General features: G+C 59.0%; 16 protein-coding genes. 8 read left to right on the top strand and 8 right to left on the bottom strand.

Features of this window, described 5'->3' with window-relative positions:
- Positions 1–71: 71 nt before the first annotated feature.
- The gene (locus tag AC3ISI_RS25125) at positions 72–1,031 is read right to left on the bottom strand and encodes an alpha/beta hydrolase (RefSeq protein WP_489334277.1); all 960 of its coding nucleotides are present in this window, start codon (positions 1,029–1,031) and stop codon (positions 72–74) included.
- Positions 1,032–1,925, bottom strand: coding sequence for a KPN_02809 family neutral zinc metallopeptidase (ypfJ, locus tag AC3ISI_RS25120; protein WP_489334276.1), 894 nt, complete (start codon positions 1,923–1,925; stop codon positions 1,032–1,034). It abuts the gene before it with no gap.
- Positions 1,926–2,203: 278 nt separating this feature from the next.
- Here ypfJ and AC3ISI_RS25115 point away from each other — a divergent pair, with 278 nt between their 5' ends.
- Together AC3ISI_RS25115 and AC3ISI_RS25110 are read left to right on the top strand one after the other, a co-directional pair.
- Positions 2,204–2,980, top strand: a complete 777-nt coding sequence (locus tag AC3ISI_RS25115) for an IclR family transcriptional regulator (protein WP_489334275.1) — start codon at positions 2,204–2,206, stop codon at positions 2,978–2,980.
- 133 nt (positions 2,981–3,113) lie between these two features.
- Positions 3,114–3,992, top strand: a complete 879-nt coding sequence (locus tag AC3ISI_RS25110) for a DMT family transporter (protein ID WP_489334274.1) — start codon at positions 3,114–3,116, stop codon at positions 3,990–3,992.
- Positions 3,993–4,041: 49 nt separating this feature from the next.
- On the opposite strand, the gene AC3ISI_RS25105 is transcribed toward AC3ISI_RS25110, so the two are convergent.
- The gene (locus AC3ISI_RS25105; RefSeq protein WP_489334273.1) at positions 4,042–5,343 is read right to left on the bottom strand and encodes an MFS transporter; all 1,302 of its coding nucleotides are present in this window, start codon (positions 5,341–5,343) and stop codon (positions 4,042–4,044) included.
- Between the two features lie 387 nt (positions 5,344–5,730).
- On the opposite strand from AC3ISI_RS25105, the gene quiC reads away from it, so the two are divergent.
- Both quiC and AC3ISI_RS25095 read left to right on the top strand, forming a co-directional pair.
- Positions 5,731–7,632, top strand: coding sequence for a 3-dehydroshikimate dehydratase QuiC (gene quiC / locus AC3ISI_RS25100; RefSeq protein ID WP_489334272.1), 1,902 nt, complete (start codon positions 5,731–5,733; stop codon positions 7,630–7,632).
- A 102-nt stretch (positions 7,633–7,734) separates the two neighbouring features.
- Positions 7,735–8,412, top strand: a complete 678-nt coding sequence (locus tag AC3ISI_RS25095) for a TetR/AcrR family transcriptional regulator (protein WP_489334271.1) — start codon at positions 7,735–7,737, stop codon at positions 8,410–8,412.
- A 36-nt stretch (positions 8,413–8,448) separates the two neighbouring features.
- Here the strand turns inward: AC3ISI_RS25095 and AC3ISI_RS25090 are convergent, their stop codons facing one another.
- The 3 genes from AC3ISI_RS25090 to AC3ISI_RS25080 all read right to left on the bottom strand — a co-directional run bounded on the left by AC3ISI_RS25090 (position 8,449) and on the right by AC3ISI_RS25080 (position 10,801).
- Positions 8,449–9,303 carry a shikimate dehydrogenase gene (locus tag AC3ISI_RS25090; RefSeq protein ID WP_489334270.1) on the bottom strand — a complete coding sequence of 285 codons (855 nt, stop codon included), beginning with the start codon at positions 9,301–9,303 and terminating at the stop codon, positions 8,449–8,451.
- A gap of 5 nt (positions 9,304–9,308) precedes the next feature.
- On the bottom strand, positions 9,309–9,749 hold the full coding sequence (gene aroQ / locus AC3ISI_RS25085; RefSeq protein ID WP_489334269.1) for a type II 3-dehydroquinate dehydratase: 441 nt from the start codon (positions 9,747–9,749) through the stop codon (positions 9,309–9,311).
- A gap of 140 nt (positions 9,750–9,889) precedes the next feature.
- Positions 9,890–10,801: a LysR family transcriptional regulator gene (locus AC3ISI_RS25080; protein WP_489334268.1), complete on the bottom strand. Its 912-nt coding sequence runs from the start codon at positions 10,799–10,801 to the stop codon at positions 9,890–9,892.
- Between the two features lie 247 nt (positions 10,802–11,048).
- Between AC3ISI_RS25080 and AC3ISI_RS25075 the strand changes: the two genes are divergently transcribed.
- Positions 11,049–11,477 carry a DUF4160 domain-containing protein gene (locus AC3ISI_RS25075; protein ID WP_489334267.1) on the top strand — a complete coding sequence of 143 codons (429 nt, stop codon included), beginning with the start codon at positions 11,049–11,051 and terminating at the stop codon, positions 11,475–11,477.
- A complete protein-coding gene (locus AC3ISI_RS25070) occupies positions 11,474–11,920 on the top strand; it encodes a DUF2442 domain-containing protein (protein ID WP_489334266.1) in 447 nt (148 codons plus the stop codon). The genes AC3ISI_RS25075 and AC3ISI_RS25070 overlap by 4 nt, the downstream gene beginning before the upstream one ends.
- A 55-nt stretch (positions 11,921–11,975) precedes the next feature.
- Here the strand turns inward: AC3ISI_RS25070 and trmA are convergent, their stop codons facing one another.
- Positions 11,976–13,055 (bottom strand): tRNA (uridine(54)-C5)-methyltransferase TrmA, encoded by a 1,080-nt coding sequence (gene trmA / locus AC3ISI_RS25065; RefSeq protein WP_489334265.1) that lies wholly within the window; start codon positions 13,053–13,055, stop codon positions 11,976–11,978.
- The gene (locus tag AC3ISI_RS25060) at positions 13,052–14,347 is read right to left on the bottom strand and encodes an NCS2 family permease (protein WP_489334264.1); all 1,296 of its coding nucleotides are present in this window, start codon (positions 14,345–14,347) and stop codon (positions 13,052–13,054) included. Before AC3ISI_RS25060 ends, trmA begins: the two co-directional genes overlap by 4 nt.
- Positions 14,348–14,570: 223 nt before the next feature.
- Between AC3ISI_RS25060 and AC3ISI_RS25055 the strand changes: the two genes are divergently transcribed.
- Together AC3ISI_RS25055 and AC3ISI_RS25050 are read left to right on the top strand one after the other, a co-directional pair.
- Positions 14,571–15,017 (top strand): DUF4879 domain-containing protein, encoded by a 447-nt coding sequence (locus AC3ISI_RS25055; protein ID WP_489334263.1) that lies wholly within the window; start codon positions 14,571–14,573, stop codon positions 15,015–15,017.
- Positions 15,018–15,084: 67 nt separating this feature from the next.
- Positions 15,085–15,636: a DJ-1 family glyoxalase III gene (locus AC3ISI_RS25050; RefSeq protein ID WP_489334262.1), complete on the top strand. Its 552-nt coding sequence runs from the start codon at positions 15,085–15,087 to the stop codon at positions 15,634–15,636.
- The last annotated feature ends 5 nt before the right edge of the window (positions 15,637–15,641 follow it).

The raw sequence follows: 15,641 nt of genomic DNA, 5'->3' as shown, positions 1-15,641 counted from the left end.
TTTGTATTCCATAGAGAACCCATGTGGGAGCGAGCCTGCTCGCGAAGGCGTCAGATCAGGCACCCCATCACTCACTGCCCAAACAACGCCTTCTGCCCCTCCGGCGACGTAAACATCCCATCCCCGTTATGCCCAACCCCCGGCACGTCGACCAGTTGCTGGTTCACCCCGCGTGGATTGCGACGCAGCAAATAATCAAAATAGTTGTGCCCCCGAGCCAGGCGATTAGCCCCCTGGGCTTCAGCTTCGCACCCCTTGTCCAGCGCGGGATGCTGCGGGTCGATGTCTTGCTGCCCGAGTAGATAAATCACGTCACGCTTGACGTAATTGCCTTCAATCTGCGGCGCGGTTTGCCCACTGGCATAGAGCGGTAAATCTGTCAGACCGTACTTCCAGCGGTTGAAACCGGGGCATTTCGCGTGATCGAACGCCATGGGCCTCCGCTCATCGAAATACGCATACGAGGACGGGTTGGCGACTACATAAAGGACTTTCACACCGGCAGCGGTAAGCGTTGGTTGATCGTGAGCCAACAAGGCATAACGCTGAACCACTTGGGCACCACCGGAATGGCCGGCGATGACGATTTGTTTCACATCCGGAAACTGTTGCCGGTCGCTGACCCTCGCAATGATCTGATCCAGTGCCCCATAGGAACTCAGTGCAAACGGGGCTGTGGATAAACCGCCGGCCATCCAGTCGTTGCCCTGCCAGCGCAGTACGGAGTCCGCCACTGGATGCAGGGCTACATCGGTTTCATTGAGGAATTGTGGGGCGATCACCAGAGTGGTTTGGCTTTGTCCTGCCAGTTCAGCTGCCTGCTCAGCGCTCTCGCGGTAGGTTTCAGCGTTGCGTAAACGGCCGTGGATGATGATCAGCACACGTTCGATTTTCGCCGGCGCCGCGCCGAGGCTCACCGCCATCTCGCCTTCTTTGAGCAACAGCCGACCGGGGCTGACTGCCTTGACCCCCTGCTCGGCGGCTTGGGTACTTGCACAGGTAAACAGTACAGCTAACAGCCACTTATTCATTTACAGGTTTTTCGCCGCAAAGGTATCGCACTGGCCCACCTGGCCTTGTGCAAATCCGGTTTTAAACCAGCGCACCCTTTGCGCTGACGTGCCATGGGTAAACGAGTCCGGCACCACGCGACCCTGACCTTGCTGTTGCAAGCGGTCATCGCCGATGGCATTGGCAGCGTTCAAGGCTTCTTCGATATCGCCGGGTTCCAGCCAGTTCAGACGCTTTTGTGCATTGTTGGCCCAGACCCCGGCCAGGCAGTCGGCCTGCAATTCCTGGCGCACGAGTAAACCGCCATCACCTTCCATCTGTCGGCCTTGCTGGCGTGCGGTTTGAATTTTCGCTGAAACACCGAGCAAGGTCTGAACGTGGTGCCCAACTTCATGAGCGATCACGTAGGCCTGAGCGAAGTCGCCGGCGGCGGAAAAGCGTTGTGACATTTCCTGGAAGAACGCCATATCCAGATAGACCTTCTGGTCGGCCGGGCAATAGAACGGACCGGTTGCCGATGTCGCCAGACCACAGGCGGAATTGACGCGATTGCTGAACAGCACCAGGGTCGGGTCCTTATATTGCCGACCTGCCTGCTGGAAAATCTGACCCCAGGTGTCTTCGGTATCACCGAGAATCGAACGCACGAATTCGGCGCCTTCGTCATTGGCCGGCGGCGCCTTGCGGGTTTGGGGGGTGGCTGGCGCCGATTGCTCGCTCATTTGACCGGTGAGCTGTCCGAGGATTTGCAGCGGGTCTTGGCCTGTAATCCATCCAATCCCGACAATCAGAAGGATCGCGGTCAGGCTCAGTCCTTTGCCGCCACCGAAACGCATCCCACCGCCACCACTGCCGACATCATCACCACGGGCATCGACCACGTTGTCGCTGCGTCGGCCTTTTTTCCATAGCATGTGGGAATCCTCTGATTGTCCGTGGGGATGAGTGTTGCTGGTGTGCGGAAGCGACGCCAGTCCGGTCGTCCGGGTTTCTGCGTGTGCCAGCATGCACTGTAGCTTTGCGGCAGGGGGAACCTTGCAGACTGTAGGAACATGGATAGCCCATCGAATTCCGTCAGGCGATGGGTTTTTCTCGAATGGGTGTATGCCTGTACTTGTCGACTGTTCAGTTCCAGATTTCGCGTTATACGGTTCATCTTCTAGAATCAGGCAAATTGTGTGTGGAATCTCCCATGGCCGGCAGTCAGATCGAACGTGTTTTCAGTGTGCTGGAAAGTCTTACCAGTGACCCCCGCGGCTTGCAGATGCAGACGTTGGCAGAGCAACTGGACATCCCTAAAAGCGCGACCCATCGCTTGCTCGCCGAGCTGATCCGCTTGGGTTACGTGCGGCAGAATCCGGATAACCTGCGCTATCACCTGTCGACCAAACTGGTGGCGATGGGGTTTCGTTATCTGGCGGGCAGCGGCACAGATATCGTGCAGCCGGTGCTGGATCGCCTGGCGCAGGAGACCGGCGAACTGGTGCGCCTGGGCGTCATTGAGGGCGAGCGGCAGATCTGGATCGCCAAGTCTCAAGGAGCCCGGTCCGGCCTGCGATACGACCCGGACATGGGGCGTGATGCGCCGTTGTTCTACACCGCCTCGGGCCACGCGTGGCTGGCGTGCATGAGCGATGCCGAGGCATTGTCGCTGGTAGAACGTCAGGGCGATGAGCGGCCGAAGGACCTGGGGCCGAATGCGCCGCGCTCTAACATTGAACTGCTGGAGCGTCTGCGTCTGGCGCGCGAGCAGGGCTATGCCTGGGTTGAAGAGAGCTCGGCGGTGGGCACCTCGGCGATTGCTGCCGTGGTGAGGCACCCGAGCGAGGGGCGGGTGATCGGGGTGTTGAGCATCGCCGGGCCAAGTGCGCGAATGCCGGGCGCGCGGTTGCATGAGTTGGCACCGCTGTTGTTGACGTTTGCCGAAGAGTTGTCGGCGGCGAGCCTTGCTTCAGAGTTGTTTAGTTAATTGGGCACTCCACCTCCCACATTCTGTTCATCTGAAATCTGTGCGTTGTTCGAACACTTTCGGCCTATGCTTGTATAGGAATCTGGAACCAGGTTCTAAATTATTGGAATTCGCCAGGCACAAGGGAACCCATATGACCGTCAGCACCCCGCTCTCCGGCGTAAACCGCCCCTTCAAAGGGATTTTGCTGATCGTTCTCGCCACCTTCCTCTTTTCCAGCCATGACGCCTTGTCGAAATACCTCTTGGGCTTTTACCCGATGGTCATGGTCGTTTGGGCGCGTTATATGGTTCACACCTTGTTGATGGCCGGGATTTTTCTGCCGCAATCAGGGCTGAGCGTGCTGCGTACCAGGCGGCCTTTGCTGCAGACAATGAGAGCGTTGTGCCTGTTGGGCACCAGTCTGTTTTTCACCACCGGTTTGCAATACATCCCGTTGGCCGAAGCCACGGCGGTCAATTTTCTTGCGCCGGTGCTGGTCACCGCGTTGTCGGTGCCGTTGTTGGGGGAGCACGTCACCCGTGGCCAATGGATCGCGGTTATTTGTGGATTTATCGGCGTATTGATCATCGTCCACCCAGGCGGTGATCTGTTCACGCCTGCGGTGCTGTTGCCGTTCTGCTCGGCGCTGTTTTTCTGCTTCTATCAATTGCTCACCCGCAAGCTCAGCAACATCGACAGCCCGACCACCAGCAACTTCTTCGCCGGCCTGTGCAACACCTTGGTGATGTGTGTGCTGGTGCCGTTCTTCTGGAAAATGCCAACCTTTGGGCATGGCTTGATGATGGTGGCGTTGGGTGCTTGCGGGATGACGGCTCACTTGTTTCTGACTCAGGCGTTCCGCTACGCCGCGCCTGCGCTGCTGGCGCCGTTCGGTTATTGCCAGATTGTGTTTGCCGGGTTGCTGGGCTGGCTGCTGTTTTCCCACACGCCAACCCTGACCACTGTGGTCGGGATCGCGGTGATTTGCTGCAGCGGGTTGGCGGCAGCGTGGCAACAGAGTCGTCGGTAGGAGAAACAAAAAGGCAGGCCTGGAATCAGGCCTGCCTGGGGAAGGGCAATTACTCGGTAACGGTAGGAATCTTGCGCGGTGCCATGAAGTACATCCAGGTCAGGGCGATGAAATACATCGCCGGAATCAGGGTGAACAGCACGGTGTAGTTGTTGTTGGTGACGGTCAGAATGTGCCCGACCAACTGCGTCATGAACATCCCGCCGATGGCAGCGCACATGCCGCCAAAACCAAATACCGTACTCATCATGTGTTTAGGCGTGTAGTCCATTACCAGGCTCCAGATGTTCGCGGTCCAGGCCTGGTGCGCGCCGATGGCCAGGGAAATGGCGGCCACCGCGACCCACAGGCTGCTCGAACCGGCCGCCATGATCACGCCGATGATGCAGCAGGCGAACAGGAACATGGACATCAGCCGCGCCTTGATCGGGTTGACTCCGCGACCGATCAGGAACGAAGACAGAATCCCTCCGCCGACGCTGCCGAAGTCTGCGGTCATGTAAATGATGATTAGCGGGATGCCCATCTGGGTCACGTTGATCCCCAGGTTGTATTGCTGATTGAGGAACGGCGGCAGCCAGTACAGGTAGAACCAGAACACCGGTGCGGTCATCGCGTAAGCCAAGGCGAAGGCCCAGGTGCCACGCATGCGCAGGATTGTCGAAAACGATACGCGGGATTGTTCCGGTTCGACTTCGTTCTGGATGTAGTCCAGCTCTGATTGTTTAACGCTCGGATGTTCTTCCGGGTTGAAGTACTTCAAGCCCCAGAACATCAGCCAGATACCGCCCAGCGCCGACATGCACAGGAACGCAGCCTGCCAGCCCCACACGTGGAGGATCAGTGGCAACAGCATCGGGGTGAACATCGCACCGACGTTGGTCCCGGCATTGAAGATGCCGGTGGCCACGGCGCGTTCTCCGGCCGGGAACCACAGGCGCGTGGTTTTCACGCAGGCCGGGTAGTTGGCGGCTTCGGTCAGGCCGAGGATGAAGCGGCAGACCATGAAGCCGACTGCCGAAGTGGCCAGGCCGTGAGCACCGGTGGCGATGCTCCAGAGCAGCACCGCACAGAAGAACACGCGCTTGACGCCGATCCGGTCGATCAATCGGCCTTGCAGCACGAAACCGATGGCGTAGCCGACCTGGAACCAGAAGTTGATGTTGGCGTAGTCCATCGCCGTCCAGCTCATGTCTTTGGCAAGGATGGGCTGCATGACGCCGAGCGCGGCACGGTCGATGTAGTTCAGGGTCGTCGCAAAAAACACCAGCGCCAGCATGCCCCAACGGGTTTTGCCGACCGCCATGGCGCCGCGGATCTTGTCGCCGATGCCGCCGATGGCAGGAGTCATGGAGGAGCGCTCCACGGGAGAACTTTGAGAAGGAGTCATGTAGTCCACCGATTGTTTTTATGTGGTGTTCTGGGTCTTTGGTAACCGAATCCGATGGTTTATGACCGGGCTCAATGTGGAGTTGATGTTGCGCAGTGGACAAAAAATCGTCAATTCGCCAACGGTCATTTTGTTCGATAATCGAACACAAAACTAACCGGGTAGTACACTTTAAATTGCTGTGTGAGTTCACGCAGCCAATAATTCACTTCACAAAAAGACGCAGTCCTGTAGGAGCACGGCTTGCCGGCGATGGCAGCCGCGAGATCGCCATCGCCGTCAAGCCGTACTCCTACATAAAGCGTGCAGCGCCCTGACAAGACTGTCTCCACCACCGGGAGTCGAAATATGCAGCGTTCCATTGCCACCGTGTCCTTGAGCGGTACCCTGCCGGAAAAACTCGAAGCCATTGCCGCCGCCGGTTTTGACGGGGTAGAGATTTTCGAGAACGACCTTCTCTACTACGACGGTAGCCCACGGGAAATTAAACAAATGTGCGCCGATCTCGGGATCGCGATCACGCTGTTTCAACCGTTCCGAGACTTCGAAGGGTGCCGCCGTGACCGACTGCCGCGCAATCTGGAACGGGCCGAGCGCAAGTTCGACTTGATGCAGGAACTGGGCACGGACCTGGTGCTGGTGTGCAGCAATGCATCTGCCGATTCCATTAGTGATGAACACATCCTCGTCGACGACCTGCGCCTGCTGGCCGAACGCGCCGGCGCGCGTGGCCTGCGAATCGGTTATGAAGCCCTGGCCTGGGGCCGTCACGTAAACACCTATCAACAGGTGTGGAACATTGTCCGTCAGGCCGATCACCCGAACCTCGGCGTGTTGCTCGATAGCTTCCACACGCTGTCGCTGAAGGGCGATCCGAGCGCTATCGCAGAGATCCCCGGAGACAAGATTTTCTTCGTGCAAATGGCCGACGCGCCGATCCTGGCCATGGACGTGTTGGAGTGGAGCCGGCATTTCCGCTGCTTCCCGGGCCAGGGCGAATTCGATTTGCCGGGGTTCCTTGCGCCGATCATCAAGAGTGGCTACACCGGACCGCTGTCGCTGGAAATCTTCAACGATGGTTTCCGCGCTGCGCCTCCTCGGGCCAATGCCGCTGACGGTTTGCGTTCGTTGCTGTACCTCGAAGAGAAAACCCGCCAGCGTCTGGCGCAGGACGCCCAGCCGGCGACCAACCTCGACATCCTGTTCGAGACCCCGACGGCCAGCGAGTACAACGGCATCGAGTTTCTTGAGTTTGCGGTGGACGAAAGCCTCGGCGCCAAGCTCTCCCATTGGCTGGAGCGGCTGGGTTTCGTCAAGGCCGGGCAGCATCGCTCCAAGAGTGTGAGCCTGTTGCGTCAGGGCGATATCAACCTGATCCTCAACTCTGAGCCTTACTCGTTCGCCCACAGCTTTTTCGAAGCGCACGGTCCGTCGCTGTGCGCCACCGCTGTGCGGGTTAAAGACAGTACGAGTGCGCTGGCCCGGGCCGTGGCTTACAAAGGTCAGCCGTATCGCGGACTGGTCGGGCCCAATGAATTGGAGCTGGCCGCGGTGCGCGCACCGGATGGCAGCCTGATTTATCTGGTGGACCAGGAAGCCGATGTCTATGGCACCGACTTCAATCTGTATCCTGGCGTCGTGGCCAGTGGCGGCCTCAAGCGTATCGACCACATGGCCATGGCGTTGCCAGCCGACAGCCTCGACAGTTGGGTGCTGTTCTACAAGAGCCTGCTGGATTTCGAAGCCGACGACGAAGTGGTGCTGCCCGACCCGTATGGCCTGGTAAAAAGCCGTGCGCTGCGCAGCCGCGACAGTTCGATCCGCTTGCCGTTGAACATTTCCGAGAACCGCAACACCGCGATCTCACACGCGCTGTCGAGTTATCGCGGCTCCGGGGTGCACCACATCGCGTTTGATTGTGATGACATCTTTGCGCAAGTCAGTCGCGCGAAAGAGGCGGGCGTGCCGTTGCTGGACATCCCGCTCAACTACTACGACGACCTTGCGGCGCGCTTCGACTTCGATGACGAGTTCCTCAGCGAGCTGGCCTATTACAACGTGCTGTACGACCGCGATGCGCAGGGCGGTGAACTGTTTCATGTGTACACCGAGCCGTTCGAAGGGCGGTTCTTTTTTGAAATCATTCAACGCAAGAACGGCTATGCCGGCTATGGCGCGGCCAACGTCGCGGTTCGACTGGCAGCGATGGCCAAATCCCGCAGCGGTGCCCTCCGTCAGGCCAAGTTGTAGGAAAATCGTAAACACGGGTACAAACCGCTGCCGCACGGCTTCCTTCACTGTGCGGCGCGGCCCATAATCGCCAGCCTGTGCAGTGATGGCCGTGAGCCCGCAATGACAATGACTTCAGAACGCTCCGCAGTGCCCGGCGAACCCATCGTCGAGCCTCGCAAAAGCCGCAAAAACAATCCGGAAAAGACCCGCGAGAATATCCTTCAAGAGGCGATTGTCGAGTTCGTCCAACAAGGACTTTCCGGGGCTCGCGTCGATGCAATCGCCGAGCGCATCCACACCTCAAAACGCATGATCTATTACTACTTCGGCAGTAAAGAGCAGCTCTACGTTGAAGTGCTGGAAAAGCTCTACGGGGACATTCGCAACACCGAAAACCGTTTGCTCCTGACAGAGCTGGCGCCGGTCGAGGCCATTCGTCGCCTGGTGGAATTTACCTTCGACCACCATGATCGCAATGTCGATTTTGTACGCATCGTCAGCATCGAGAACATTCACAACGCTGAATACGTGAAGCGCTCCGATGCGATCAAGGCGATGAACAATACGATCCTCGATTCACTGGGCGAGATTTTGCGTCGCGGTGCCGAGGAGGGGCTATTCCGAAGCGGACTTGATCCGCTGGATGTGCATCTGTTGATCAGTTCGTTCTGCTTCTATCGCGTATCGAACCGTCACACCTTCGGGGAGATTTTTCAGATCGACTTGCCGGACGAAGCCATCAAGCAGCGTCATCGGGCGATGATTTGCGAGTCGGTGTTGCGCTACTTGCAGGCTTGACAGGAGGTGAGGGGATTGCCCCCTCACTGCATCCACTCAGCCATTCATGCTCTGAAAGTGCGCCAGCATTCGCTGCGCATCCGGCACTACGCCGCTGAACAATTCAAACGCCTTCACTGCCTGAAATACCGCCATGTTGCCACCATCCAGGGTCCGGCAACCGAGCGCGCGGGCATTGCGCAGCAGTTCGGTTTCCAGCGGGAAGTAAACAATCTCCGCCACCCACAACTCAGCGCGAAGCAACTCCACCGGCACAGGCATGCCCTGCAGTTTTTTCATGCCCATCGGCGTGGTGTTCACCAGTCCGTCCGTTTGGGCCATTGTGCTTGGCAGATCATGCCCGGCCACCGCCCGGCCAGCACCGAAGTGTTGATTGAGATTGTCCGCCAGGGCCTGCGCGCGGCTGATCTCCACGTCGAAAATACTCAGCATTTGTACGCCTTCGCTCAAAAGCGCGTGGGCCACTGCCGCGCCTGCGCCACCGGCACCCATTTGTACGACGTACTCACGGGCAGCATCCTTCAGGCCACGGCGAAAACCTTCGGCAAAACCCAGGCAATCGGTGTTGTGGCCGATGCGTTTGCCGTCCTTCAACACCACGGTGTTCACCGCGCCGATGCCGCGCGCTTCGGGCGACAGTTCGTCGAGCAACGGGATGATCGCCTGCTTGCACGGGAAGGTGATGTTCAGCCCGGTGAAACTCATGCGCTCGGCCGCCGTTAGCAAATCAGGCAGGGCACTGCTGTCGAGCTGCAACTGATCCAGGTCGATCAAACGATAGAGGTAACGCATGTCCTGCGCGTCGCCTTCGTGCTCGTGCAGCGCGGGTGTGCGGGAGGCTTGAATTCCGGCGCCGATCAGCCCGGCCAATACGGTGTTGTGCTGAGTCATCGCGTTCACCTCTTCAATTGCAGGCTGAAATGTTCCAGTGCCAGGCGATAGCCGTGGCTGCCGAAACCGGCCAGCACGGCAGTGGCGATGGCCGAGACGAACGAGTGATGGCGCAAAGGCTCACGAGCGTGGACATTCGACAGGTGGACTTCGATCACGGGCAGTTCGCTGGCGACGAGGGCATCGCGGATCGCAACCGAGGTGTGGGTCCACGCGGCCGGGTTGATCACAATCCCGGCGCAACGACCGCGAGCGGCGTGAATCCAGTCGAGCAACTCACCTTCGTGGTTGGTCTGGCGAAACTCCACGACCAGGCCGAATTCTTCAGCGGCACGTCCGCACAGCGCAGAGATGTCTGCCAGGGTTTCGTGACCATAAGTCGCCGGTTCACGGGTGCCGAGCAGGTTCAGGTTCGGGCCGTTGAGCACCAGAACGATAGGGGGCATCGAGGGTCTCTCCACTTATTGTTTTTGGAATTGGCTGTTGGTTCAGCCTGTGGGGATAAATTGTACTAGCTAGTTAGTTTGGTCAATTAAAGAGAGGTTTCAGCCGGGATTTGTGGGCGGTGATCGGACAGTTTCGAGGTTTATCGGGGCAGATGCTCAACCAGGAAGTCGATAAAGGCGCGCAACTTCAGGGGCACATGGCGGCTTTGCGGATACAGCAACGTGAACGGTCGCGAGCGTCCGCTGTAAGGCTTCAACACTTCAACCAGCGAGCCATCGGCCAGTTCGTTTTCGACGATAAACCGGTACGTCTGAAACAATCCCGCCCCGTGTTTGGCCAGGGTCACGCCGCCTAGCACATCGTCAGAGCAACTGAGATTGCCCTCGGCGAGAATCTCCAGTGGTGCGCCGTTGTCATTGAACAACCAGGCAATCCGCCGACCGCTGCTGGGCAATTCGTATTGAATGCATTCGTGCTGCGCCAGGTCGTCCAGGGTTTGTGGAACGCCCGCGCGTTTGAGGTATTCGGGGCTGGCAATCAGCACCAGCGCGGCGTCCTCCAGATGTCGGGCGATCAAGCCAGAGTCTGGAATCGCCCGAACGCGAATGGCCATGTCATAGCCTTCGCCAACGAAATCGATGTTGCGATTGCTGATGTGCGACTCGACCTTTACCTCGGGAAAGCGCGCCCGAAACGCCGGCAGCAACGGCAAAATCCGGTGGTGCGCATAAGTCGTGGGAATGCTGATCCGCAACGTGCCGGACGGTTGCTGCTGCTGGCCCATGACCTCGCGTTGGGCTTCGATCAGTTGCGCCAACGCCTGGCGACATTCCTCGTAATACCGGCGACCACTGTCGGTCAACTTCACGCTGCGGGTGGTGCGCGCGAACAGCCGCACGCCGAGGCGTTCTTCCATGCGTGATACCGAACGGCTGACGGCGGCCGGTGTCACGCCCGCTACCAGCGCGGCGGCGGTAAAGCTCCCGGCTTCGGCCGCCAGACAAAACAGTTCGATGCTGCCCAGCTGAAGATCATCGAAGACTCGCTGCATGATTGATTACACCGGGGATCAAATGAGGGACTGAATGGCGTCACTGTAGATGAAATCGCCGTGGCAATGCTTATCTGGAGCAGCGGCGTTTTGGGGGCGTGGTGAAAGGATTGCTTACTATTTTTTCGCGGGAGACGGCGAGTCAAAAAGCGCTCAAGCGCTAGTCTGAAAACCGGATCGCACGAATTATCGGGTTCTTCAAGGAATGGAGAATCTTTGCACTCTATAACCTAACGGATGGGTTAGCATGAACGTATGTCGCTACAAGGGCTATTCATTGGTCGTCATGCTGCGCGATGAGCATTGTCCACCTCATGTCCACGTCGATGCACGGACGTGGAGTGCGCGCTTCAAATTCAGTTTCTGGCACAACGGCGTGGCGCTCTGGGATGTCGTTCCTCATTTGCAGCGCCCGCCTTCAGCGGTGCTGGAGGGATTGCGCCAGGCGCTTGGGCAACCTGCGCATTTACGGCGAGCGCGTGGCATCTGGTGGAGCAAATTGCGCACCGTCTGCCTCGACAATCAGTTGTGGGATTGGGAGGGCAATGAAGTGGTCGTGATGAAACGAATCGCCCGCACGACCTACCTGATTGGCTCGGCCTGCTACGAGCCGGAAACGAACAAGACGTTGTTGTCCCTGATGGGGGCTGCCGAGGGAGTGGAAATCGAACTATGAAAACGATACAGGCGAACATTCAGGCGGATCGCCCCGTCACCGAAGAAACACTGGATCAGGCCATTCAGCGAGGTGAGTTGAGTCGTCGTAGCGGTTTGAATGCGACAGCAGTGACTTGGACAGGACATTGCCTGGTCGTCGGCTTTGAAGACGGCAGTGGCGTGTTGCTACCGGCGAAGAATTACCCGGAGTTTGATGGCTTTGACGATGGGGATTTCGTTGATTTGAAGGTCGGCTTTTCAGGAACCGCTCTCTGCCATGAAGGCCGTGATTTACAGGTTTCCATTGCTGGATTGATTTCAGCGAGCAAGCCACTGATGGACATGGCGTCTTCAGTCATCGCCTCGCGCAATGGTCGTCAGAGCAGTGTTGCCAAGGCCGAGGCAGCGCGGGCCAATGGCAAAAAAGGCGGGCGCCCGCGCAAGGTCGATGCGGGTCTTTAACATCGGCCACAAAAAAGCCGTCGTCATGACGGCTGATTTGTATCGGCAATTGCAATCAACGACGGGTCAACAATACCCCTGATTCCATGTGATGCGTCCACGGGAACTGGTCAAACATCGCGCACTGAGTGATGCGATGCGTGTCGTGCAACTGGGCGATGTTCGCTGCCAGTGTTTCCGGATTGCAGGAAATATAGAGGATGTTGTCGAAGCGCCGGGTCAGCTCGCAGGTGTCCGGGTCCATGCCGGCACGGGGCGGGTCGACGAACACGCTACCGAACTCATAGCTCTTGAGATCAATGCCCTGCAGGCGACGGAACGGGCGGACTTCGTTCAGCGCTTCGGTCAACTCTTCGGCGGACAGGCGCACCAGGGTGACGTTCTCCACCGCGTTTTCACTGAGATTGCTCAGCGCTGCGTTGACCGACGTCTTGCTGATTTCGGTGGCCAGCACTTTGCGTACGCGGGTCGCGAGCGGCAGGGTGAAGTTGCCGTTGCCGCAGTACAACTCGAGCAAGTCGTCCGGGCGATCACCCAAAGCGTCGTAGGCCCAGTTGAGCATCTTCTGGTTCACGGTGCCGTTGGGCTGGGTGAACGCGCCTTCCGGCTGGCGATAGCTGAAGGTGCGACCGCCGACTTCGAGCTTCTCGACCACGTAATCGTGGCCGATCACTTCGCGTTTGCCCTTGGAACGACCGATGATGCTGACGTTCAGGTCGGCGGCCAGTTTCGAGGCCGCTGCATGCCAGTGCTCGTCCAGCGGGCGGTGATAGCACAGGGTGATCATCGCATCACCGGCCAGGGTGGTCAGGAACTCCACCTGGAACAGCTTGTGGCTCAGGGCCGCACTGGCTTTCCATGCCGCCTTGAGCTGCGGCATCAGTTCGTTGATGCGCAGGCTGGCAATCGGAAACTCTTCGATCAGGATCGGCGTGCGTTTGTCTTCCTGGGAAAACATCGCGTAGTGCCGCTCACCACCTTCACGCCACAGGCGGAATTCTGCGCGCAGGCGGAAATTCTTCAGCGGAGAGTCGAACACCGCCGGTTCTGGCGCATCGAACGGGGCCAGCAGGTCACGCAGGCGCGTGACCTTTTCTTCGAGCTGAACGGCGTAGGCCTGGGAATCAAAAGTCATGCGTTGAACCAACCCAACTTGATCACGAACAGAATCGACAGGATCACCAGCGCCGGGTTCAGCTCACGGCCGCGACCGGACATCAACTTGATGGCGGTCCAGGAAATGAAACCGAAGGCGATGCCATTGGCAATGGAATAAGTGAACGGCATGGCCAGTGCGGTGATCACGACCGGTGCAGCAACGGTAATGTCGTCCCAGTCTATTTCGGCCAGGCCGGAGGTCATCAGTACGGCGACGAACAGCAGCGCCGGTGCCGTGGCGAATGCCGGAACGCTGGCCGCCAGTGGCGAGAAGAACAGCGCCAGCAGGAACAGAATCGCCACCACTACCGCGGTCAGGCCGGTGCGGCCGCCCGCACTCACGCCGGCTGCGGATTCGATGTAGCTGGTGGTGGTCGAGGTGCCCAGCAGCGAACCGGCCATGGCCGCGGTGCTGTCGGCGATCAGGGCGCGGCCCATTTTCGGCATGTGGCCGTCCTTGCCCATCAGGCCGGCGCGCTTGGCGACGCCGATCAGGGTGCCGGAGTTGTCGAACAGATCGACAAACAGGAAGGCGAAAATCACGCTGACCAGACCGATGTCCAGTGCACCTTTGATGTCCAGTTGCAGGAAGGTCGGGGCCAGGGAAGGAGGCATCGACATCACGCCGCCGAACGGGGTGAAACCCATCACGATCGAAACGATGGTGACCACCAGAATGCCGATCAGCACTGCACCGCGTACGGCCAGGGCTTCGAGAGCAACGATCAGGGCAAAACCCAAGGTCGCGAGGATCGGGGCCGGTTGTTTCAGGTCACCGAGGCCGACCATGGTCGCCGGGTTGCTGACGACGATGCCGGCGTTGTGCAGGGCGATCAGCGCCAGGAACAGGCCGATACCGGCCGCAATCGCCGAGCGCAGCGGTAGCGGGATGCTGTTGATGATCCATTCGCGGATGCGGAAGATCGACAGCAGGAAGAAGCACACCGCCGAGATGAACACCGCCCCCAGCGCCACTTGCCAGGTGTGCCCCATGTGCAGGACCACGGTGTAGGTGAAGAAGGCGTTCAGACCCATGCCCGGCGCCAGCGCGATCGGGTAGTTGGCGATCAGGCCCATCACCGTGGAGCCAAAGGCCGCAGCCAGACAGGTGGCGACGAATACCGCGCCCTTGTCCATGCCGGTCTCGCCGAGGATGCTCGGGTTGACGAACAGAATGTAGGCCATGGCCAAGAAAGTCGTGACGCCCGCCAGAATCTCGGTCCGCACGTTGGTGTTGTGTGCCTTGAGTTGAAACAGCCTTTCCAGCATGTCTGCTCCCCGTGGCGCGCCGGGCGCCGTGAATGTATCGACCTCAACAGCAAAGCACAGACCGCTGAACGCGCCTGGGAAATTACTGTGGGCCGGAAAAAGCCGCGCATCATACCAGCAGCGTGGGGTTATGGCTGCTTATGGCTGCGATCGTCGTCGATGTTTTGCCGACAAGTGAAGTGAGCCATACTGCGCGCTGGTTTTGGGAGTCGCTATGTATTGCATGAAAAAGCCTGTGATCGCCGTGATTGGCGTCGTGTTTGCCTTGTTGTTGGGGGCGCAAAACGCTTCGGCCGCGATGGCGCCACCGTTGAGCCAATTGAAAGTGCTCAAGGTCGAATCGCCAGGCTGTGGGTTTGAAGACATTGCCGAGGGGCAGGAACAGACGCGCTGCGACCACAGCGGCCCGAGTATCAAGGTCTACGTGCTGGAGGTGGGTTACGGACGCGAGGCGTTTGTCGCGCTGGACGGGTTTGAACTGAACGGCACCCGCACGCCGGTCTGTGCTTTTGATACCGGTAATCTGACCGAGTGCACCGTCGGGAGAAAAACCGTCGGTTATCTGTATGTCCTGGACCTGGCGGGCAAGCAGAACGGCGTCTTCACCTTCAGCGATACCTCGATCAACGCGCCGGGCAACTCGATGTCGACGCAGCTTTACATCAAGTAACGGCTGCGCTCGAACAAGCGTCAGGAAAGCTGACTAAGCTTTAAAGATCATCTTGTGGACTGCCCCCATGACCTTTAGAGCTTTGATTACCCTCGCTGAGGGCATCGATGACCTGCAAACAGTGACCCTGGTCGATGTACTGCGCCGTGCCAACGTTGAAGTGGTGGTGGCCAGCATCGAGGGGCGGCGCATGCTCACCTGCGCCCGTGGCACCCGGCTGACGGCCGATGCCATGCTGGTGGATTTGCTCGCCCAGCCGTTCGACCTGATTGCCTTGCCCGGCGGCGCCGTCGGCGCGCAACACCTGGCGGCCCATCAACCCCTGCAACAACTGATCAAGGATCAGGCCGCCGCCGGACGCTTGTTCGCGGGCATCGCCGAAGCCCCGGCGGTCGCGCTGCAACAGTTCGGTGTGTTGCGTCAGCGGCGCATGACATGCCTGCCCTCGGCCAGTCATCAGCTGTCGGGCTGCAACTTTGTCGACCAACCGGTGGTCGTTGACGGCAACTGCGTGACCGCCCAGGGCTCTGGCGCCGCCTTGGCATTTGCCCTGACATTGGTGGAACAACTCTGCGGCAAAGCTACGCGCACGACGGTGGCGGGGGAATTGTTGGTTTAAAGCGA

The organism is Pseudomonas sp. GL_139_B (assembly GCF_057834475.1).
Note: the sequence above shows the minus strand (reverse complement) of the source record. Positions and strands in the feature narration are given on the sequence as shown.

What these genes read in the sequence shown, in the direction of transcription:
- AC3ISI_RS25110 (WP_489334274.1), top strand. Translation starts at nt 3,114, where the DNA reads ATGACCGTCAGCACCCCGCTCTCCGGCGTAAACCGCCCCTTCAAAGGG.
- ypfJ (WP_489334276.1), bottom strand. Translation starts at nt 1,925, where the DNA reads ATGCTATGGAAAAAAGGCCGACGCAGCGACAACGTGGTCGATGCCCGT.
- AC3ISI_RS25115 (WP_489334275.1), top strand. Translation starts at nt 2,204, where the DNA reads ATGGCCGGCAGTCAGATCGAACGTGTTTTCAGTGTGCTGGAAAGTCTT.
- AC3ISI_RS25070 (WP_489334266.1), top strand. Translation starts at nt 11,474, where the DNA reads ATGAAAACGATACAGGCGAACATTCAGGCGGATCGCCCCGTCACCGAA.
- AC3ISI_RS25060 (WP_489334264.1), bottom strand. Translation starts at nt 14,347, where the DNA reads ATGCTGGAAAGGCTGTTTCAACTCAAGGCACACAACACCAACGTGCGG.
- AC3ISI_RS25075 (WP_489334267.1), top strand. Translation starts at nt 11,049, where the DNA reads ATGAACGTATGTCGCTACAAGGGCTATTCATTGGTCGTCATGCTGCGC.
- AC3ISI_RS25080 (WP_489334268.1), bottom strand. Translation starts at nt 10,801, where the DNA reads ATGCAGCGAGTCTTCGATGATCTTCAGCTGGGCAGCATCGAACTGTTT.
- AC3ISI_RS25090 (WP_489334270.1), bottom strand. Translation starts at nt 9,303, where the DNA reads ATGACTCAGCACAACACCGTATTGGCCGGGCTGATCGGCGCCGGAATT.
- AC3ISI_RS25125 (WP_489334277.1), bottom strand. Translation starts at nt 1,031, where the DNA reads ATGAATAAGTGGCTGTTAGCTGTACTGTTTACCTGTGCAAGTACCCAA.
- AC3ISI_RS25105 (WP_489334273.1), bottom strand. Translation starts at nt 5,343, where the DNA reads ATGACTCCTGCCATCGGCGGCATCGGCGACAAGATCCGCGGCGCCATG.
- AC3ISI_RS25050 (WP_489334262.1), top strand. Translation starts at nt 15,085, where the DNA reads ATGACCTTTAGAGCTTTGATTACCCTCGCTGAGGGCATCGATGACCTG.
- aroQ (WP_489334269.1), bottom strand. Translation starts at nt 9,749, where the DNA reads ATGCCCCCTATCGTTCTGGTGCTCAACGGCCCGAACCTGAACCTGCTC.
- AC3ISI_RS25055 (WP_489334263.1), top strand. Translation starts at nt 14,571, where the DNA reads ATGAAAAAGCCTGTGATCGCCGTGATTGGCGTCGTGTTTGCCTTGTTG.
- AC3ISI_RS25095 (WP_489334271.1), top strand. Translation starts at nt 7,735, where the DNA reads ATGACAATGACTTCAGAACGCTCCGCAGTGCCCGGCGAACCCATCGTC.
- quiC (WP_489334272.1), top strand. Translation starts at nt 5,731, where the DNA reads ATGCAGCGTTCCATTGCCACCGTGTCCTTGAGCGGTACCCTGCCGGAA.
- trmA (WP_489334265.1), bottom strand. Translation starts at nt 13,055, where the DNA reads ATGACTTTTGATTCCCAGGCCTACGCCGTTCAGCTCGAAGAAAAGGTC.